The 18,663-nt window shown below is 64.2% G+C and carries 17 protein-coding genes and 1 tRNA gene; 8 read left to right on the forward strand and 10 right to left on the reverse strand.

The window, feature by feature from the left end; genetic code table 11:
- Window positions 1-35: 35 nt before the first annotated feature.
- The 5 genes from DRB17_RS01660 to DRB17_RS01680 form a co-directional block, all read right to left on the reverse strand.
- The gene (locus DRB17_RS01660; protein ID WP_241503710.1) at window positions 36-1,055 is read right to left on the reverse strand and encodes a GNAT family acetyltransferase; all 1,020 of its coding nucleotides are present in this window, start codon (window positions 1,053-1,055) and stop codon (window positions 36-38) included.
- 21 nt (window positions 1,056-1,076) lie between these two features.
- Window positions 1,077-1,952, reverse strand: coding sequence for a 3-mercaptopyruvate sulfurtransferase (gene sseA / locus DRB17_RS01665; protein ID WP_114580407.1), 876 nt, complete (start codon window positions 1,950-1,952; stop codon window positions 1,077-1,079).
- A gap of 25 nt (window positions 1,953-1,977) precedes the next feature.
- Window positions 1,978-2,682, reverse strand: a complete 705-nt coding sequence (locus DRB17_RS01670; RefSeq protein WP_114580408.1) for an alanyl-tRNA editing protein — start codon at window positions 2,680-2,682, stop codon at window positions 1,978-1,980.
- Between the two features lie 22 nt (window positions 2,683-2,704).
- Complete coding sequence (locus DRB17_RS01675) at window positions 2,705-3,715, reverse strand: cysteine synthase A (RefSeq protein ID WP_114580409.1); 1,011 nt, start codon at window positions 3,713-3,715, stop codon at window positions 2,705-2,707.
- A 117-nt stretch (window positions 3,716-3,832) separates the two neighbouring features.
- Window positions 3,833-4,468 carry an NUDIX domain-containing protein gene (locus DRB17_RS01680; RefSeq protein ID WP_114580410.1) on the reverse strand — a complete coding sequence of 212 codons (636 nt, stop codon included), beginning with the start codon at window positions 4,466-4,468 and terminating at the stop codon, window positions 3,833-3,835.
- Window positions 4,469-4,615: 147 nt separating this feature from the next.
- Here DRB17_RS01680 and DRB17_RS01685 point away from each other — a divergent pair, with 147 nt between their 5' ends.
- The 5 genes from DRB17_RS01685 (at window position 4,616) to DRB17_RS01705 (ending at window position 12,102) form a co-directional block, all read left to right on the forward strand.
- Window positions 4,616-5,851, forward strand: a complete 1,236-nt coding sequence (locus DRB17_RS01685; protein WP_114580411.1) for a bifunctional alpha/beta hydrolase/OsmC family protein — start codon at window positions 4,616-4,618, stop codon at window positions 5,849-5,851.
- Window positions 5,852-6,298: 447 nt separating this feature from the next.
- Entirely contained in the window at window positions 6,299-8,023 is a 1,725-nt protein-coding gene (locus DRB17_RS01690; protein WP_206607748.1) for an ABC transporter substrate-binding protein, read from the forward strand.
- 86 nt (window positions 8,024-8,109) lie between these two features.
- Window positions 8,110-9,042, forward strand: coding sequence for an ABC transporter permease (locus DRB17_RS01695; RefSeq protein WP_114580412.1), 933 nt, complete (start codon window positions 8,110-8,112; stop codon window positions 9,040-9,042).
- Between the two features lie 12 nt (window positions 9,043-9,054).
- The gene (locus tag DRB17_RS01700; protein ID WP_241503711.1) at window positions 9,055-9,939 is read left to right on the forward strand and encodes an ABC transporter permease; all 885 of its coding nucleotides are present in this window, start codon (window positions 9,055-9,057) and stop codon (window positions 9,937-9,939) included.
- Between the two features lie 9 nt (window positions 9,940-9,948).
- Window positions 9,949-12,102, forward strand: a complete 2,154-nt coding sequence (locus tag DRB17_RS01705) for a dipeptide ABC transporter ATP-binding protein (protein ID WP_114580413.1) — start codon at window positions 9,949-9,951, stop codon at window positions 12,100-12,102.
- A 28-nt stretch (window positions 12,103-12,130) separates the two neighbouring features.
- Here the strand turns inward: DRB17_RS01705 and DRB17_RS01710 are convergent, their stop codons facing one another.
- Window positions 12,131-12,817, reverse strand: a complete 687-nt coding sequence (locus DRB17_RS01710; protein WP_114580414.1) for a ParA family protein — start codon at window positions 12,815-12,817, stop codon at window positions 12,131-12,133.
- A gap of 49 nt (window positions 12,818-12,866) precedes the next feature.
- Between DRB17_RS01710 and DRB17_RS01715 the strand changes: the two genes are divergently transcribed.
- Window positions 12,867-13,217, forward strand: coding sequence for a hypothetical protein (locus DRB17_RS01715; RefSeq protein WP_114580415.1), 351 nt, complete (start codon window positions 12,867-12,869; stop codon window positions 13,215-13,217).
- 218 nt (window positions 13,218-13,435) lie between these two features.
- On the opposite strand, the gene DRB17_RS01720 is transcribed toward DRB17_RS01715, so the two are convergent.
- Window positions 13,436-13,801 (reverse strand): DsrE family protein, encoded by a 366-nt coding sequence (locus tag DRB17_RS01720; protein WP_114580416.1) that lies wholly within the window; start codon window positions 13,799-13,801, stop codon window positions 13,436-13,438.
- A 313-nt stretch (window positions 13,802-14,114) separates the two neighbouring features.
- Between DRB17_RS01720 and DRB17_RS01725 the strand changes: the two genes are divergently transcribed.
- Both DRB17_RS01725 and DRB17_RS01730 read left to right on the forward strand, forming a co-directional pair.
- Window positions 14,115-15,005 (forward strand): class I SAM-dependent methyltransferase, encoded by an 891-nt coding sequence (locus DRB17_RS01725; RefSeq protein ID WP_114580417.1) that lies wholly within the window; start codon window positions 14,115-14,117, stop codon window positions 15,003-15,005.
- Window positions 15,006-15,259: 254 nt separating this feature from the next.
- The gene (locus DRB17_RS01730) at window positions 15,260-17,326 is read left to right on the forward strand and encodes a winged helix-turn-helix domain-containing tetratricopeptide repeat protein (protein WP_161958666.1); all 2,067 of its coding nucleotides are present in this window, start codon (window positions 15,260-15,262) and stop codon (window positions 17,324-17,326) included.
- A gap of 114 nt (window positions 17,327-17,440) precedes the next feature.
- On the opposite strand, the gene DRB17_RS01735 is transcribed toward DRB17_RS01730, so the two are convergent.
- From DRB17_RS01735 to DRB17_RS01740, 3 genes are all read right to left on the reverse strand, one after another.
- Window positions 17,441-17,516: transfer RNA gene (locus DRB17_RS01735), tRNA-Asn, on the reverse strand.
- A gap of 118 nt (window positions 17,517-17,634) precedes the next feature.
- Window positions 17,635-17,814 carry a hypothetical protein gene (locus tag DRB17_RS19830; RefSeq protein WP_147274773.1) on the reverse strand — a complete coding sequence of 60 codons (180 nt, stop codon included), beginning with the start codon at window positions 17,812-17,814 and terminating at the stop codon, window positions 17,635-17,637.
- Window positions 17,815-17,967: 153 nt separating this feature from the next.
- A complete protein-coding gene (locus DRB17_RS01740) occupies window positions 17,968-18,576 on the reverse strand; it encodes a hypothetical protein (RefSeq protein ID WP_114580419.1) in 609 nt (202 codons plus the stop codon).
- Window positions 18,577-18,663: the final 87 nt, after the last annotated feature.

Here is an 18,663-nt window from a genome sequence, read left to right on the forward strand (position 1 = left end):
GCAGGGTCTGCGGCTGTCCGCACCGGGCCAGCCCATCAACGCGTCGGGATCAGCCCGGTCAGTCTGGGGTCGATGATCGTGCGGCTTTCCTGTCCGACAGGCGTGAAGCCGGCCTTCTGGTAAAGGGATAGGGCGCGGGGGTGGTCCAGCGTATTGGTGTTGACGGTCAACCTTTCCGGTGCATAGGACCACGCCATGTGGATCGCCGAGCCCAGCAGATAGCGTCCGAACCCGCGTCCGATGTACTCGGGCATGACACCGAAGTAGGCGAGATCGATCTCGGGCTCGGCGCGCCGATCAAGTTCCGCGTAGCCCGCCGGCACGCCATCGACATAGAGAACGTAGATCTCCACCCGATCGTCCTGGATCACCCGGGCCAGCGCCTCGTCATCGAGCGCCCGGCGCTCCCACCACAGCCAGGCCGCACCGATAGTGTTGTAAAGGAACCGATAGAACGACACTGGTGGCCGTTCCGCCCGCATCAAGGCGACACGCTGCCCCGCCGGCGGGTGCGGCGGGGCGTCCTGCGGCGGCGAGGTCATCTCGAGATAGGTGATCGTGACGTCGAGGTTGCCTTCGGAATCCGGGGAGACGCTGCTGTCCGGGGGCAGACCCGGATCGCGGAGCCAGCGGCTGACAACGCCGACCGCGTCATGCCCGTAACCCAGTGCTTCGTAGAAGCCGGCGGCTTCCTGATTCTGTTGGCGGATCATCGCCTGGGCTTTCGGAATCTCCCGCTCCGACAGCCACAACTCGGCGGCGCGCACGATCTGGCGGCCATAGCCACGATTCCGGCACCCTGGGTGGACTGCCAAGTAGTAGTACCAGCCGCGATGACCATCATGGCCGACGCAGACGCCGGCGACCACCTGACCGTCGTCTTCTCCGACAAGGATATCGGCATTCGCGGAGTCAGTGAACCTTTGGAAATCCTGGCGCGGGTCGTTCCACCACCGCGTCAGCGCGCAGATGTTCCAGAGGTCGATCAGGGTTTCGGCGTCTTCGGCACGGGCCGGGCGGATCGTCAGATCCACGGTGGGCTCGGATGCTGTCAAAGCCGCTCTCCCATCCTGACGTCAGTCGCTCGACCGTCCTGGCGACCCGGTCTCGACGGGCGTATCGCCCGGCAGCCCCCATTCGGCCCAGGAGCCGTCATAGACCGCGACATCGCGATGCCCGGTCACATGCAGGCCAAGCGCGAGGATCGCAGCCGTCAAGCCGGAACCGCAAGTGGTCACGACGGGCTTGCGTGGCTGTACCCCGGCCTCATCGAATAGCCGCTCCAGCTCTTCCGGCGCCTTCAGCGTCTGCGTGTCGGGATCGATAAGTGCATTGAAGGGAAGGTTGAGGCTTCCGGGAATATGGCCCAGTCGACGACCGGGCCAGAGTTCCTCGGATCCCTCGAAACGGCTGGGCGAACGGGCGTCCAGCACCTGATCGCGGCCACTGGAAAGGTTGCGCCGCATCTGATCGACGTCGCGCAGCATGGTGTGGTTGAAGCGTGCAGTGAAGTGGCGTTCGTCCCTGACCTGCACGGGACCCTCCTCGGTCGGGCGGTTTTCGGCAAGCCATTTGGGCAGGCCGCCGTCAAGCACCGTCACGTCCTGGTGCCCGAACAGGCGGAACATCCACCATGCCCGCGGTGACGAAGCGATCCCCTTCTGGTCGTACACCACGATGCGGCTGCCGTCGCCCAGGCCCAGCTTCCGGACCTTGGACGAGAATTTCTCCGCCGAGGGCACCATGTGCGGCAGCTCGCTGCCGGTGTCCGCGATATCGTCGATGTCGAAGAATACCGCACCCGGAATGTGCGCGCGCTCGAACTCCTCGCGGCCGTTCTTACCCTCGTGGGGCAGGTAGTAGGTTGCATCCACGATCCGCACGTCGGGCGAGCGCAGGTGGTCGGCAAGCCATTCGGTGCTGACGAGGGCATCCGTGTTGTATCGAGGCATCTGAGCGGACCGGTTACCGTTGAAACTATTCGGACAGATGGATGTTGATGCGGCGGTTCTGCCGCCCCTTGTTCTCGACCTTGCCAATGCGCACGGGGCCGATCTCGCCGGTCGAGCGGACGTGCGTGCCGCCGCAGGGTTGCAGGTCCACGCCGTCGATCTCGATCAGGCGGACCTTGCCGCTTCCCCTCGGCGGCTTCACCGACATCGTCCGCACAAGGCCCGGATTGGTGTCCAACTCGGCGTCGTCCACCCATCGGCTGCGGACGGCGCGATCCTGCCGAACAAGCTCGTTCAGACGCTGCGTCAGGACTTCCTTGTCGATCTGATCGCCGGCGACGTTGAAATCCAGCCGGCTTTTGCTTTCGCCGACCTGCCCGCCGGTCACGTCGCCTTCAAGCAGGCTGCACAGCAAGTGCATCGTCGTGTGCATGCGCATCAAGCGGTGCCTGCGTTCCCAGTCGATCCGCGCGGTCACCCGGGTGCCGGGGGCGGGAAGATCCACACCCTCCGCCGGGATGTGCAATACCTCGTCATGGCTGTCGCCCTTGCGGGCATCGCCGATCTCGACGCTGCCGCCGTCCCAGATCAGCCGGCCGGTGTCACCCGGCTGCCCGCCGCCCATCGGATAGAACACTGTGCGCGTCAGGCGGATGCCGTCGGGACTTGCATCGACGACCTCCGCCTCGCAGCTCTCGGCGTAGGGATCGTCGCGAAACACCAGCTCCATTGGCCGGACCCCCCTTGCTCGTCTACTCGGCCGCTTCCAGCCACTGCGGGGCAGGCAGGCCTTTCTCGTGCAGGAATGCAGGATTGTAAAGCCGACTTGTATAGCGCGTACCCCAGTCGCACAAGATGGTAACGATGGTGTGCCCGGGGCCCAGGTCCCTGGCCATACGGATCGCTCCGGCGACGTTGACACCGCTCGACGCGCCCAGAAGCAGGCCTTCATGCTGTAGCATGTCGAAGACGACGGGCAGGCTCTCCTCGTCGCGGACCTGATACGGGAAATCGACCGAAAGGCCTTCCAGATTGCCCGTGATCCGGTTCTGTCCGATGCCCTCGGTGATCGAGCTGCCTTCGCCCTTCAGCTCACCGTACTTGTAGTAGTTGTAGAGTCCGGCGCCCGGTGGATCTGCGAGGCCGATCTTGATGCCGGGATTGCGCTCGCGAAGGGCCATTGCCACGCCAGCCAGCGTTCCGCCGGTACCAACCGCGCAGATGAAGCCATCGACCTTGCCGTCGGTCTGCTCCCAGATCTCCGGACCGGTGGTTTCGAAGTGGCCCCGGCGGTTGGCCTGATTATCGAATTGCTGGGCCCAGATGGCGCCGTTCGGGTCGCTTGCGGCGAGTTCTTCGGCCAGCCGTCCGGAAACGTGGACATAGTTGTTCGGATCCTTATACGGCACCGCCGGTACCTCGCGCAGCTCGGCGCCGCAGATCCGCAGCATATCCTTCTTTTCCTGGCTCTGCGTCTCGGGGATCACGATGACCGTGCGATACCCGCGCGCATTGCCGACGAGGGCGAGGCCGATACCGGTGTTACCGGCCGTTCCCTCGACGATGACACCGTCCTTGCGAAGCGCGCCGCGCTCCTCGGCATCCTTCACGATGGCCCAGGCCGCGCGGTCTTTCACCGAGCCACCGGGGTTGAGAAACTCCGCCTTGCCGTAGATCTCGCACCCGGTCTCCTCCGAGGCGCGGTTCAGGCGGATAAGGGGGGTACGACCGATCGTACCGACAAAGCCGTCGCGGAACTCCATGGGATTCTTCGCTGGTTATACTGGTTATCACAGACAGGTTGGCCGTGAGACTAGACGCCCGCTGCGCGCCACACAAGCATCCGGCGGTCAGTCTCGCGTGCAGCGTTTCCCCCGCGTTCAGACCGTGGCGAAACGCGCGCGCAAACGCTCTCGATTGAGCGCCAGCCACTGCAATCCGATCAGGCTGGGGGCGTTGTCGATACGGCCATCCTCGACCATCTGCCATGCTTCATCGAAGGAAACCGCGAAAACGCGGATGTCCTCTTCCTCTTCGTCGAGGCCGTGGGTGCCGCCTGCCTCGGAGCTGTCGACGATCCCGCAATAGACGCGCACCGTTTCGCTCGTCCCGCCGGGACTCACGAGATAGTGATAAAGCTCGATCAGCTCTTGCAACTCGTGGCCCGATTCTTCGTGCGTCTCCCGCGTTGCCACATCTTCCGGCGCCTCGCCGGCCTCGACGATGCCGGCAACGATTTCGATCTGCCACGGCGCCTTACCGGCGGCCAGGGCGCCGATACGGAACTGCTCCAGCAGCACGACCTCGTCGCGAACCGGGTCGTAGGGGACGACCGCCACCGCGTCGCCGCGCTCGAAGATCTCGCGGCCTATCTCGCCCGTCCAGCCGCCGTCATGCCGGCGATGGCGAAGGCGATAGCGGTCGATGCGGAAATAACCCTGGAAAGGGGTATCGGATTCGATGATCTCCACGTCTTCAGGTACGTCTTGGTTTTTCAGCGGACCGCTTCTCGGCATTTTGGGCCTCCGGGCCTGATACCGCCCCGCCGCAGGGCGGGGCGGGGCTGAACAACATCATTGGCACGCGCGTTGTTGTACATACGATGTTGGAGCGTTTCACTGCCATCGTCGCCTCGACGGGCCGCGCCAAGGAGAACCGCCGCCATGACCGTCAAATCCGAGAAGCTGACTTTTCCAGGGAGCCAGGGCCATGGCCTGGCCGCGCGTCTCGATCGCCCCGAGGTGGAGCCGGCAGCCTATGCCCTGTTCGCGCATTGCTTCACCTGCGGCAAGGACGTCTTCGCCGCCCAGCGCATCGCCACAACCCTTGCCGAGCGAGGCATCGCCGTCCTGCGGTTCGATTTCACCGGCCTGGGCCACAGTGACGGTGAGTTCGCGAACACGAACTTCTCCTCCAACGTGGCCGATCTTGTCGCGGCGGCGGACCATCTGCGCCGGGAATATGCGGCGCCGCAGCTTCTGATCGGCCACAGCCTGGGCGGCGCGGCCGTGATTGCAGCGGCGCCCAAGATGCCGGAAGCCAGGGCCGTGGCGACCATCGCGGCTCCGGCTGACCCCGAGCACGTGGGCAAGCTGTTCACCGCCGAGCGTGCCGCGATCGAGAGCGAGGGGGAGGCCGAGGTCGATCTGGCCGGCCGCAAGTTCAGGATACGCAAACAGTTCCTCGACGATATCCAGGTGCAGTCGCTCGACGATGCCCTGGGCGGCCTTCGCAAGGCGCTGATGGTGTTCCACGGGCCGCGCGACGCTATCGTCGGCATCGACAACGCCACGCACATCTTCACGGCGGCGAAGCACCCGAAGAGCTTTGTGTCCCTGGACGATGCCGACCACCTGTTGAGCCGCAAGGCCGATGCGAGCTATGTCGCGCAGGTGCTGGGTGCCTGGGCCGCACGCTACATCGAGGTGCCGCCGGCGGAACGCCGGACGGAGGTGCCGCCGGCGATGGAAGGCGGCGTCGTCGTGCAGGAAACCGGGGAGGGGCGCTTCACCAATGCCGTTGTCGCCGGCCGGCACCGCCTGCGCGCCGACGAGCCGGTGGAGGTCGGCGGCACCGATACGGGCCCGTCGCCCTATGACTATCTACTTGCGGGGCTGGGCGCGTGCAGCGCGATGACCGTGCGTCTTTACGCCGAGCGGAAGGGTTGGCCGGTCGAGCGCGTCACCGTGCGCCTGACCCACGACAAGATCCATGCCGACGATTGCGCCGATTGCGAGACGCGGGAGGGCAAGGTCGACGTCATCCATCGCCGAATCGCCTTCGATGGCGCACTCGACGAGACGCAACGCAAACGCCTTCTCGAGATCGCCGACAAATGCCCCGTTCACCGCACCTTGACCAGCGAGGTTCGGATTCACACCGAACCCGATAGCCACTGACGCGAATTTCAATGGACTGTATACGTGGGTTTCATGCAAGTGCGCGTCGCACGTGGGACAGTGGCGGTCGGACGCGGGAAACTTGCTGGTGACGCTCCGAGTCAAAGTCTGATAACATCAAAAATAAAGCAAAGTTGCTATCAACGAACTGCAACAGGGCAGGCATCAATATCCCCGCTGAAGCGGGGTCACGGGGAAAGCGGGAGAGTGCGAGGCGTCGGACAAGACGTCCATCGGAAATGCCGTGCAATACCTAGACGACTGGCGACAGGACAGGCAGCTTCTGGCGTCTGCGCGTGGCATCGGCGAATTCGGTCGTAATGTGCGAACTTCGGTGCTGTCGCCTATTCGGCGGCTGTGACGACGACAGTCCGTGTCTCGTCGTTTTCTCCAAATAACGGCCAAAAGGCCGCTTCACCGGTCCGAATTGTGTCAGGGAGCCGTAGAATGAAAAAAGATCTCGAGGCCATCCTCAAGAAACCGGATGGAAAGCACGCGCACAGCTATGTGCCGGAACTTGCCGACAAGTTCGTCAAGGGCGAAGTGGATCGCCGCGAATTCCTGCGCACCGCGACGCTTCTGGGCGTCTCGGCGTCGGCGGCCTACGCCTTCGCCGGCCGGGCGACGGGCCAGAGCCTGATCCCGGAAGCCGCGGCGGAGACGCCAAAGAAGGGCGGTATCCTGCGCTTCGCGATGGAGGTGCAGGAGATCACCGACCCGGCGACCTATGACTGGACGCAGAAGTCCAATGTCTCGCGCTGGATGGTCGAGTACCTGACCCGCACCAAGCCCGACAACGTCACCGTGCCCTATCTGGCGGAAAGCTGGGAGGCGTCCGATGATCTCAAGACCTGGACGTTCAAGCTGCGCAAGGGCGTGAAGTGGTCGAACGGCGATGACTTCAACGCCGACGATGTCGTCTACAACTTCAAGCGCTGGCTGGACCCGAAGATCGGCTCGTCCAACCTCAGCCTGTTCTCCGGCCTGACGGAGACGGTTGAGACGACGAACGACGCGGGCGAGACCGTCAAGCAGCAGCGCATGCGCGAGGGCGCGGTCGAGAAGGTGGACAGCCATACGGTGCGTCTCCACCTCAGCACACCGAATTTGTCGATTCCGGAGAACCTGTACAACTACCCGACCGGAATCGTGCATCGGAAGTTTGACGAGATGGGCGGCGACCTGTCCAAGAACCCGATCGGCACCGGACCGTATGAGCTTGCGGCCTTCTCTGTCGGCGAGGAAGCGAAGCTGGTGCGCCGTACCGATCCGCACGGCTACTGGGGTGACGAACCCTACCTGGATGGTATCCACTACATCGATACCGGCTCGGACCGCTCGGCGATGATGGCGGCTATCGCCTCTGATCAGGTGGATGGCATCTTCGAGGTCGATGTCACACAACTCGATGTGGTCGAGCGGATGCCGGGTGTTACTATCCATTCCGTGAATACCGCGCGCACGGGCATCTGCCGCATGCAGGTGGACAAGAAGCCGTTCGACGATCCGCGTGTTCGCGAGGCGGTGACGGTATCGCTCGACCACCAGAAGCTGCTGGAACTCGGCTATCGCGGCCGCGGCGTCACCGCAGAGAACCATCACGTCGGCCCGATGCATCCTGAATACGCCGAGATTCCCTGGCGCAAACAGGACCACGAGAAGGCGAAGCAGCTTCTCAAGGAGGCTGGCTATCCCGACGGCATCGACATCCAGATCGACGTTGGCCAGACCCAGGGTCCGTGGGAGCTTGCCACCGTGCAGGCCATGAAGGAGCAGCTCGCGCCGTCGGGCATCAACCTGAAGATCAACACCATGCCGGCCGCACAATACTGGGAGATTTGGACGACCACGCCGTTCGGCCTGACGTCCTGGACGCACAGGCCGCTGGGCGTGATGGTGCTGAACCTAGCCTATCGCTCTGGCCAGGCGTGGAATGAGAGCAACTATGCCAATCCGGAGTTCGACAAGGCCCTGGACGAAGCAAACGGCATCCTCGATCCGAACGAGCGCCGCAAGAAGATGGAAGAAGTCGAGGCCATCCTGCAGGGCGATCACGTGATCTCGCAGCCGTTCTGGCGCAGCCAGTACGTCGCGACCCGCGATTACGTGAAGGGTTTCGCTACCCACCCAACCCAGTACCATCAGTTCCAGAACGTCTGGCTGGACAAGTAATGCCGACGGCGGCCGCGGGGTATTTTCATCGCCCCGCGGCCGGCCCGCTAGCCAGTCCCTGGGCGGGATGGGAGATACGCTAGGTCATGCTTTTATTCGTAACGCGACGGGTCGGGACCATGGCGCTGACCATGATCGTGGTTTCGATCCTACTGTTCATCCTTTTGGAACTCACACCCGGCAACGTCGCGACCAAGGTGCTGGGGCCCTATTCCTCGGAAGAGCAGCGCCGCCTCTGGCTTGAGGCGCACGGCTACTTCGATCCCATCCACATCCGCTATTTCCGGTGGCTTGGCGATTTCATCATCGGCAATTTCGGGGAATCGACCCGCTTCAAGGTGCCGGTCGGCGACGTTCTGTGGCCGCGGCTGTGGAACACGGCAATCCTGGGGTTTGCCGTTATGGTCGTCGTAGTGCCGCTGTCGTTGACGCTGGGTGTGCTGGCGGGAATGAAGGAAGGCTCGAAGCTGGACCGCTCGATCTCGGTTGGCTCCATCGTCTTCACCTCGATTCCCGAGTTCGCCAGCGCCGTGCTGTTGTCGGCGATCTTCGTCTTCTACCTGGGTCTGTTGCCGGGCACGAGCGGGATGGCGAGTGGCTTCGACCTCGCGCAACTCGTGCTGCCGGTCATGGTGTTGGTGCTTTACGACTTCGGCTACGTGGCGCGAATGACACGCGCCTCAATGGCCGAGGTGATGCTCACCAATTATATCCGCACGGCCGTTTTAAAGGGCTTGCCGTATCGTTCGGTGATCCTGAAGCATGCGCTGCGTAACGCGCTCATCGCGCCGTTCACAGTGATCATGCTGCAGATCAACTGGCTGCTCTCGGGCGTGATCGTTGTGGAGTTCTTCTTTGCATACAAGGGCTTCGGGGCACTGCTGCTGGAGGCTTCGCTGAACCAGGACATCTTCCTGATCGAGGCATGCGCCATGGTTGCCGTGTTCGTGGCCGTCGGCACGCAGTTCGCGGCCGACGTCGGCTACACCTACCTGAACCCGCGGATCCGCTTCAGCTAGAGGGCATTCGTCATGGCAGAACAAACAGTCAGCATGCCGAAGCCGCCCTCGAAGGCGTGGCGCATGTTCCGATCCATCGGATTGTTGCGCGAAAGCCCGGTCGGGATCGTGGGGGTTGCGATCATCGTGTTCTGGGCGGTGCTGGCACTTTTCGCGGACGTGCTTGCCCCGTACCCGCCGAACGCGACGATCTCGCCCATGATGTTCCCGGGCGACACGGACGCAAGCGGCAATATGTTCCTGCTGGGGACGGATCACCTGGGCCGGGACATCCTCTCGCGGATCATCCACGGCTCACGGCGGGTGTTGATCCTGGCGCCGCTGGCCACGCTCTGCGCCTACATCGTCGGCATTCCCATGGGGCTGGCCGCCGGTTACCTGCGCGGTCGCTGGGACGACGTGCTGTCGTTCATCGCCAACGTCATCCTAAGCTTCCCGGTGCTGGTGCTTTACGTGATCATCATCGCCACGATCGGCGCCTCGGCGGTGAACATCCTGATCGCCATCACCTTCGCCAGCGCGCCGGGCATCATGCGTATCGTCCGGGGGCTGGTGCTGGACCTGCGTAACCGTGAGTACGTGGCCGCCGCGCAGACGCGCGGGGAAAGCGGGCTCTACATCATGTTCATCGAGATTCTGCCGAACGCGCGCGGGCCGATCATCGTCGACGCCTGCCTCAGGTTGGGTTACGTGATCATCACCATCGGCGTTCTCGGCTTCCTTGGCCTGGGACTGCCGCCCCCGGACCCGGACTGGGGCGGGATGATCAACGAGACCCGTCAGCTTGCCATGACCTTCCCGCACATGGCGGTGTTCCCCTGCATTGCGATCTCCTCGCTGGTGCTTGGGTTCAACTTGGTAGCGGATGGACTGCGCGAGATATCCCTGCGTGACTAGGAGGTCGCGATGACGACCAATGGTTCGGGCGGCGAAACGCCCATCTTGGAGTGCAAGGACCTTTGCCTCTCCTACTTCACGCGGGCCGGCGAGATTCCCGCGGTGGTGGACTTCAACATGACGCTCCACCGCGGGGGCAGCATCGGTCTCGTGGGGGAATCCGGCTGCGGCAAGTCGACGGTGGCGATGGCGATCATGCGTTACCTCGGCTCCAACGGGGCCATTGTCGGTGGTCAGATCCTCTACAAGGGCCGGGACATGGCGGAGATGTCGGAGGAAGAGCTCCGGCAGCTCCGCGGCTCCGAGATCGCGATGGTCTATCAGGAGCCGATGGCCTCGCTGAACCCGAGCCTGACGCTGGGCCGGCAGCTTGTGGAAGTACCGATCTGCCACGAGCGGATCAGTGAGAAAGAGGCCTACGACCGGGCGGTACAGATCCTGGCGGACGTCAATCTGCCCGACCCGGAACGCGTCATGGCCTCCTATCCGCATCAGATCTCCGGCGGCCAGCAGCAGCGCGTGGTCATCGCGATGGCGCTGTTGTCCAATCCCACCCTGCTGCTGCTGGACGAGCCGACGACGGCGCTGGACGTCACGGTGGAGGCCGGCATCGTCGAACTGATCGGCCAGATTGCCGAGAAGTACGACACCTCGATGGTCTACATCTCCCACAACCTGGGCCTGATCCTCGAAACCTGCGACCGGGTGAACGTGATGTACTCGGGCGAGGCCGTGGAGACCGGCACGGTGAAGGAGGTGTTCGACCGGATGCGTCACCCCTACACGAAGGGGTTGTTCGGGTGCATCCCGCTGCCCGGCGCCGACAAGAACGAGCGGCCGCTGGTGCCGATCCGCGGGCAATTGCCGCTGCCGCACGAGCGACCCAGGGGCTGCAACTTCGGGCCGCGTTGCGACTTCTTCCAGGCCGGACGCTGCGATGCCGACACCATCGCCATGCACAACGTGGCGGGCGAGCAGGGCCACAAGGTGCGCTGCCTTCGCTGGAACGAGATCGACTGGGCGTCGTATCGTCCGGAAGGTGTCTCCACCGAACAGAGCGAGTTCGGCGACAGGGTCCTGCACGTCGATGGAATGCGGAAGTACTACGAACTCACCGACAACTCCATCGCCGCCATGATCAAGGGCAATCGCGTCAAGTACGTGAAGGCGAACGAGCGCATCAACATGGATGCGCGCGAGGCCCAGACCGTCGCCATCGTCGGGGAGTCGGGCTGCGGCAAGTCGACCTTCGCCAAGGTGCTGATGGGCCTGGAGACCGCGACCGACGGCACGGTCAACTTCAACGGCGACGAACTGGCCGAGAAGTCAGTACACGACCGCAGCCCGAAGCAGCTCGGCTCGCTGCAGATGATTTTCCAGAACCCCTTCGACACGCTGAACCCCAGCCACTCCGTGGGTGGTCAGATCGCCCGCGTGATCCGCAAGTTCGGCGTGGAGAAGGACAAGTCGAAGGTCGAGCAGCGGGTGCTGGAGCTTCTGGACCTGGTGAAGCTGCCACGTGATTTTGCCCACCGTCGGCCGCGTCAGCTCTCCGGCGGTCAGAAGCAGCGCATCGGCATCGCCCGCGCGTTCGCAGGGCGCCCCTCGATGGTCGTTGCGGACGAGCCGGTGTCGGCTCTCGACGTCTCGGTGGCGGCGGCGGTGACCGGGCTCTTGATGGAGATCCAGCGCACCTACCGCACGACACTCCTGTTTATCAGCCATGACCTCAGCCTGGTGCGTTATCTGGCGGACCGCGTGGTGGTGATGTACCTGGGCCATATCGTGGAGCAGGGTACGACGGACGAGGTCTTCGCGCCGCCGTACCACCCGTATACCGAGGCGCTGCTATCCGCCGTGCCGATTGCGGACACCTCGATCGAAAAGAAGCGGATCATCCTGGAAGGGAATCTGCCCAGCGTGATGAACCCGCCGAAGGGTTGCGTGTTCCACACGCGCTGCCCGCGCAAGATCGGCAGGGTGTGCGAAACCGAAGCGCCGCCGGTGGTGGAGCCGACGCCGGGCCATCAGGTCGCCTGTCATATCCCGCTCGACGAGTTGAAGCAGATGGAGCCGGTTATCGTCATGACCGACGCCAACAAGCAGGCGGCGGAAAAGGCCGGCGCGAAGAAAGAGGCGGAAGGCTCGCCGGCCGCGGAGTAACTTGTCGCGACTTGCCAGGGTGAGCCACTTACGAGGACGACGGAGACCAGAGGCGTTCGGCGAGGAACCTCGCCAGCGCCTCGATCTCCTTGTGAGCCTCCGAATCGGGCGCATGTCCGCCCACCCAGGTGCCCGAGGTATAGGCGCTCATCTGATCAGCGCGCTGGCGCAGGGCCGGGCCGACGCTTTCGCCAAGGTCGCCGAGGGTGTGGGTCAGGGCCCGGCCGATGGCGGTGCGCCGGTCGACCCGATTCGGCACGAGAACGCAGTCGAGCGCGCGTGACGGCCGCGCGGCGCGGGCGCGTTCCAGGACTTGCCTTGCCCGCCGCGTGGCCGCCAGTTCGGCCCCGCCGGGCGTCACCGGCACAACCAGCAGGTCGGCCAGCGCAAGGGCGCCTGCGACACTGTCCTCGAACTGCGGCGGCAGGTCGAGGACGACGAGATCGTGGCCCGTCCGCAGGGACAGCATCTCCGCCACCCAGTCGCGGCGGCGGTCCTCCGTATCCGTGACGCCGCCGTGCTTGGCGTCAAGCGGAAGGTGCCGCGCGGCCAGCGGCGACTTGCCCGTACCGGTCCAAGCGGCCGCCGCGCCCTGGCTGTCGGAGTCGACGAGCGCCACGCGCCGCCGGCGCGCGTAGGCGCAGGCAAGATTGACGGCCAGCGTGGTCTTGCCGGTTCCACCCTTCAGGTTGCCGACCGCGAGGACCTTGGACATGCTGCGCAGTATAGCGACGGTGTCGCGTAACGATAGGGGAGGACCGGGTGTGAATGGCGGCGTGATGCTGCAAGGCTTGGTGCTGATCGCGGTATTCGCGGCCGGCTATGTCACCGTGCTCAAGTTCAACGAAGACCGCAGGATCCGCGATCTGGCTTTCTGGCTGCGCCGGACTCATCCGCAGCGCTGGGAGGCACTGCCCTGGATCATGCAGAAGGCGGACCGACTCGGCGCGGTCGAGAGCTTCCGCCAGGATCCGGAGTTTCACGATGCTGAATTCGATTCCCGCTACGCCGCCGCGAAGACCACACGGCGCCGGCAGGGCGTGGGTCTCGTCGTTGCCGGCATCGCCATTGTGCTGGCTGTGTTTGGCTATCAGGTGCTTGGCTGGCGGGTGTGAGCGCCGGCCGCCGGGTGATGCCACGCGCGCCGGTGGCATATCAGCGCTGCTACTGTTCGATCGGCCGAAGGCCGGCGGGCGGTGGCAGTTACGACGGCTATCCGCCCGAATCTCTGGAAGCGTGGCATCGCGCGTGGCCTTCTCGACGGCAGCGAGTGCTGACCGCGCGTGCTGCGGTTCGCAGGTTCGACACCGGCAGAGGTTGTCGGTGCCCCGGGTCAGAAGCTCAGCGTCGCGGCACCGGCCTTGATGCGCTCGTGCATCGCGCTCGCCCCCGTGACAATCACGCCTGCGAGCAAGTCGCTCTCGCCATAGCCGCGGGCTTTGACGCAGGGAGTGCATGCCCAAAGCGTGCCACCGCGTGCGAGGAAATCGTTGACCAGCGAGTTCAAGGGCTCAAGCGGCTGAAAGTGTGCATGGTCTGCGGCGCCGCGGCGAACGATGTCGACGGCCGAACCAGTCAGGAAGACGGAGACGGACAGGTCGGCTGTCATGGCGCCGTTGGCGACGGTGAAGGCGACCGAGGTTTGCTCGTCTTCAGGCCCATGTGTCATTACGACAACGAGTTCTTGTGTTTCGGCCATGCGAAGCTCCTCTTGCAGTGGCAGTCGATGTGATGGCGATCGTTCGTATTGCGCCGGTGGGATGTCTCGACTACGCGGATAGCAATAGATTAGACTGGGTCGTTCCCTACTGCTTGAGGATATCCCCGCCCGCATCTGGAGATTTTCTGACGACCAAGGTCACGCAGACGGTCAATTGTGTTCACCTGCGGGCACCCGACATCATGAAATCCTCAGATTCTCTCTGCGATCTATCCAAGTGCGGCGCCCGGATTTCGTTAGACTGGTTTATGCACTTCGATGCGCCGCGGGCGCCAATTTTGGAGATTCGAGCATGGCACAGGCTGACGAAACGACCCGGTCAGAGAACCAGGACACCGAGTTCGTGCAGTTCTGGAACGAGGTTCTGGCGCCGAAGTTCATCCGGTTCCGGCACATCCTGGTCGGCGGGCTGACTCATCACAGCGAGGCCGTCTTCCCCCAATTGCCTGTCTATCACGGTGACCGGGTACTCGATGTCGGCTGCGGCTTCGGCGATACGGCCGCAAGGTTCGCCGAGATGGTTGGACCGGAGGGTGAGGTCGTCGGCATCGACTGCTGCGATGCCTTTCTCGACATCGCCCAAGCCGAGATCGCCGAAACCGGGCTGAAGAACGTGCGCTTCATGCGGGGCGACGCGGAGGTTGCGCTGCCTGAAGGGGAGTTCGATTTCGTCTTCGCTCGCTTCGGCACGATGTTCTTCGCCAATCCGACGGCGGGCCTGCGGAATATGCGGCGCGCGCTGCGCCCCGGCGGGCGAATGGCCCACATCGTCTGGCGCGATCCCAAAGACAACCCTTGGCTGTCGATGGCCAAGGACATCGTCCTGCAGTTTCTGCCGGCGCCTGGCGAGGACGCGCGCACATGCGGTCCCGGCCCGTTCTCGATGGCCGACGAGCCGACGGTACGCAAGATGATGGAAATTGCGGGCTACGAGCAGATCGAGTTTCGCCGCGTCGATGCGCCCGTGCTGATCGGCCATGATGTCCAGGACGCGATCGAGTTCCAGCTCGCCCTCGGCCCCGCCGGCGAGGTCTACAGGGAGGCCGGCGAGGAAGCGGAGAAGAAGCGAGGCGAAATCGAGGGCGCGCTTGCCGAGGCCATTCGGCGTCAGACAACGCAGACAGACGGCATCGTCATGGACAGCTCCTCGTGGGTTATCAGCGCACGCAATCCGGCGGGCTGATCGGGCGGAGGACCGTCGGCGACTCGGGCAAGAACCGGTGCCATATTTTCCACCACTGACGGCTGTGCTACATTTTGTCGCATGACGGCGCTGATACGCCGCGCAGCACATCTTATCTTCGACTGGAGAGGCCCGGCGTTGTCAGCTGCCAAAGAACGGCCCGGGCACGGTAGTTCAGGCTCCCTTCCGGATCTTTGGAAGGGGAGCGGGCAATTTCAGGCCCCATGTCCCGGGTCCAGGTTTCGGAGAGGCCCTTGGATGGGGATCGCGGTGTTGCGGCCCAGAACGCGGTAATGGTGGCGGTGCTGCGCTCGGCACCCGGCGGAGTGCAGGACTGGCTGGAGATGCCGGACACGTTCGCGCGCGACGCGGTGACGCGATATGGCGGACGGGCGTACGCCGAGGACAGAGAAGCATGGGTCTGCGGGTTTGATGCGCCTGATACTGCTTTCGGCTTCGCCTCGGATATCGCCAGCCACGTCCTGGAGCAAATGCCAAACGGGCCGGCCCCCGCCATCGGCCTGCATGACGTCAAGCCCGCCACCGGACGGGATTTCGGCAGCGTGGACGAGGCTGCGAGTATCGCCAGGCGACTGGCAAATTTCGCGCATGGTGGTGGCATCGTGGCTTCGGGTACAGCCCTTGCCGCTATGGCGGGGGCGCTGTCCCGGATCATGCGGCCTGTGGGCACGCTCACCCCTCGGGTTGGCGCACGGCCGGTGGAGGTTTTCCGAGCCGACGAGCCGAATCGCCTCGACGGCGGCGGTGAGATCCTGTGCTTCGGCGCTTACGAGCTGGATACCCAGCTCTTCGAGCTGCGCCATGAGGGGAGCCGGGTGCCGGTCGAGCCGATGACGTTCGACCTGCTTGCGCTGCTTGCGCGCAACGCCTATCGCACCGTCAGCCGCCACGAGGTTTTCACGGCGCTCTGGGGTGAGCGAATCGTCTCGGACGCCGCCCTTAGCAGCCAGGTCAAGGCGGCCCGGCGCGCGGTCGGCGACCATGGCGCGGCGCAGCATACAATCGCCACGGTACATGCGCGCGGCTTTCGCTTCGTTCGAGAGGTTACGTGCCGCGGCGCCGCGGCGCCGCCCGCGCACTTCCGATCGGGGCCCGAACGCCTCGCGCGCGGCCGCCCGGTCGTCGCGGTCCTTCCCTTCGCGGATCTTGGCCAGTCGGAAGACAGGGATTTCTTTGCCGATTGCTTGAGCGAGGACATCATCACATCGCTCGCCAAGACCCGCTGGCTGGCGGTGATAGCACGAAATCCGGCCTTCAGCTTCCGCGACGCGGATCTCGGGTTTACCGAAATCGGCGAGCAGCTCGGCGCGCGCTATCTGGTCACTGGCAGCGTGCGTCGCGCCGATTGCCACGTGCGCATCGCCGTTCAGCTTGCTGACGCGCAAAGCGGTCACTGCCTTTGGTCGGAGCGGCTGACCCGCGAGCTTGCCGATATTTTCGCGCTCGAGGAAAAGGTCTCTTCCTTGATCTCGGGGCGCTTGGCGACGGAGCTCGGCGTCGCCGAGCAGCGCCGCGCCCAGGCGCAATCCGGCGAAGATGTCGGGGCGTGGGAACGCTACCAACTCGGTTCAGCGGAATTCTACCGTTTCACGGACGATGGCAACCGGCGCTGCCAAGCACTGCTTCGCGAGGCGATTGCGCAGGACCCCGACTTCGCCGCCGCACATTCGCGCCTCGCCTATGCGATTATCCTTGAGATGGTCTATTTCGATGGCGGACTGGATCAGAGCCGCTTCGATGAAGCCCTCCGTGTGGCGCGCCACGCTGTCGCCCTCGATGATCAGGACGCCAACTCGTATTTCGTTCTTGGCCGCGTGCATCTGGCCCGATGCGAATACGATCGGGCGATCGCTGCACTCGAACATGGTCTGGAGCTGAACCCCTGTCTCGCGCTCACGCACTGCGGGCTGGGCGAGAGCTTCGCCTGCGAGGACCGGATCGACGAGGCGATCAGGCATTTCGACGCCGCGGTGGAACTGAGTCCGCACGACCCCTTCCGCTGGGCGTTCTACGCCTACCGGTCGCTGGCGCATCTCTTCGCGACCGATTTCGCCGCTGCGGCGCATTGGGCGCGACGCGCGACGGAGGTGCCGAACGCGCATTACTGGGCGCGAGCCCATCTGGTCGCAGCTCTGGGCCATCTGGGCGATAAGGAACAGGCGCGCCGGGAACGTGCCGAGTTGCTACACGCGCGGCCGGATTTCAGTCGGGCATTTGTTGAGGAACGACTGTTCTATGTGAAGAAGCGCGAGCAACGCGACCTGTATCTCGCCGGCCTCGCGCGCGCCGGGATCCAGTAGTCCAGCCGCCTTGCCGGGTTGGGCTTGCGACCAACGTGCGCATGAACTTGCGACCGCCGTGCGCATGAAAAGGAAAGGGGCTTGAGTCCCCTGGACCCAAGCCCCTGTCTTTGTTGGCTCCCCGGGCCGGACTCGAACCAGCGACCCAGCGGTTAACAGCCGCTTGCTCTACCAACTGAGCTACCGGGGATCAGAAACGGCGCCGCAACCCTGCGTCGCCGTCGGCGAGCGAGGTTATAGCAAAGCCATTTGCCCGCTGCAAACCCCTTTACAACCGGATTTTGATGTCGTCGTCACACTGGCCGGCGTCAACCGCCCGCGACCACGGTCAGAAGACATTGCCCAACCTCCAGGTAGTCGGAATTCGGCATATGAAACCACCGCAGGAACGAGGACGTGGACATATCGCCCGCAAGCCACGCCTCAAGAAACATTCGACTGACCGGATGCAGGCGGTCCGGTAAACAGATCGTCAGATCAGGCGTCATGCGCCCTCCCGGTTATCGCCCGGCGGGCCGCGATTCTCGCCGTCTCCCAGCAACGTTTCAGCCTCGCCAGACTTATGACGCGAAAGCCTACAAGTTTCGACCGCGCGCTTCAATGCTGCCGGCTCGCCGCGGCCGGCTTGGGGAATGTTGCAGTCAGGCGGAGCGGGTACTGGCGCAGCGATTGCTGGCGCGGCGACGCTCCTCCGCCCCGATGTCGCAAAGGCGATCCAGCAGGTCGATTGCCTTGTCCCAGAACCACGCCTGCCGCCGGGAATCGCCCGCGCGTTCGGAAAGCGCGGCGATCAGGTGGCCGCATTCCTTGGCGAGGACGTCGTATCGCGCTTCTTCCCAGGCATGGCGGATATACTTGAGGTTCTGTCCCGCGCGATAGCCGATCGCCGCCTCCACGGCCGCCTGGTCGTTGAGGTTGACCCCCGTAAGCGGCAGCACCGGCAACACCTCCTCCACAATGGCGCGGTAGAGGAGTACGGCCCGCTCCCGGTCGCGGCCGTCGTTGGTGCCGACAATGCGCGGTGCGAACGGCTTCAGCCGCTGCCGCTCCGGCGAACCCATGCGGTCGTTCACCGGAATCGCGAACTTGCGAATCACCTGCGAGGCCGATTTTGGTCGGTCGCCAAAGTTTTCGCCGGCCAGCAGCGAAACGAAGGACATGATGCAGAGTTTGCCAAGCCGGGCGTCCCCAACGCCGGTGATCAACTCGATCCGGTCATAAAGGCGCTGAAACGCAACTTCCGCGGACATACCGCGCCTCGCCTGCAATAGACTGTCTGCAAGAAAACATACCATCGGCGTCCGCGACCGGCAACGCGGGCCCGGTATTGTCACGGG

Source organism: Ferruginivarius sediminum (genome assembly GCF_003344765.1).
GTDB classification, from domain to species: Bacteria; Pseudomonadota; Alphaproteobacteria; order Kiloniellales; family Rhodovibrionaceae; genus Ferruginivarius; species Ferruginivarius sediminum.

Bases quoted from the DNA above. Each gene is read 5' to 3' on its own strand.
- sseA (WP_114580407.1), bottom strand. From the start codon at position 1,952: ATGCCTCGATACAACACGGATGCCCTCGTCAGCACCGAATGGCTTGCC.
- DRB17_RS01670 (WP_114580408.1), bottom strand. From the start codon at position 2,682: ATGGAGCTGGTGTTTCGCGACGATCCCTACGCCGAGAGCTGCGAGGCG.
- DRB17_RS01675 (WP_114580409.1), bottom strand. From the start codon at position 3,715: ATGGAGTTCCGCGACGGCTTTGTCGGTACGATCGGTCGTACCCCCCTT.
- DRB17_RS01680 (WP_114580410.1), bottom strand. From the start codon at position 4,468: ATGCCGAGAAGCGGTCCGCTGAAAAACCAAGACGTACCTGAAGACGTG.
- DRB17_RS01685 (WP_114580411.1), top strand. From the start codon at position 4,616: ATGACCGTCAAATCCGAGAAGCTGACTTTTCCAGGGAGCCAGGGCCAT.
- DRB17_RS01690 (WP_206607748.1), top strand. From the start codon at position 6,299: ATGAAAAAAGATCTCGAGGCCATCCTCAAGAAACCGGATGGAAAGCAC.
- DRB17_RS01695 (WP_114580412.1), top strand. From the start codon at position 8,110: ATGCTTTTATTCGTAACGCGACGGGTCGGGACCATGGCGCTGACCATG.
- DRB17_RS01700 (WP_241503711.1), top strand. From the start codon at position 9,055: ATGGCAGAACAAACAGTCAGCATGCCGAAGCCGCCCTCGAAGGCGTGG.
- DRB17_RS01705 (WP_114580413.1), top strand. From the start codon at position 9,949: ATGACGACCAATGGTTCGGGCGGCGAAACGCCCATCTTGGAGTGCAAG.
- DRB17_RS01710 (WP_114580414.1), bottom strand. From the start codon at position 12,817: ATGTCCAAGGTCCTCGCGGTCGGCAACCTGAAGGGTGGAACCGGCAAG.
- DRB17_RS01720 (WP_114580416.1), bottom strand. From the start codon at position 13,801: ATGGCCGAAACACAAGAACTCGTTGTCGTAATGACACATGGGCCTGAA.
- DRB17_RS01725 (WP_114580417.1), top strand. From the start codon at position 14,115: ATGGCACAGGCTGACGAAACGACCCGGTCAGAGAACCAGGACACCGAG.
- DRB17_RS19830 (WP_147274773.1), bottom strand. From the start codon at position 17,814: ATGACGCCTGATCTGACGATCTGTTTACCGGACCGCCTGCATCCGGTC.
- DRB17_RS01740 (WP_114580419.1), bottom strand. From the start codon at position 18,576: ATGTCCGCGGAAGTTGCGTTTCAGCGCCTTTATGACCGGATCGAGTTG.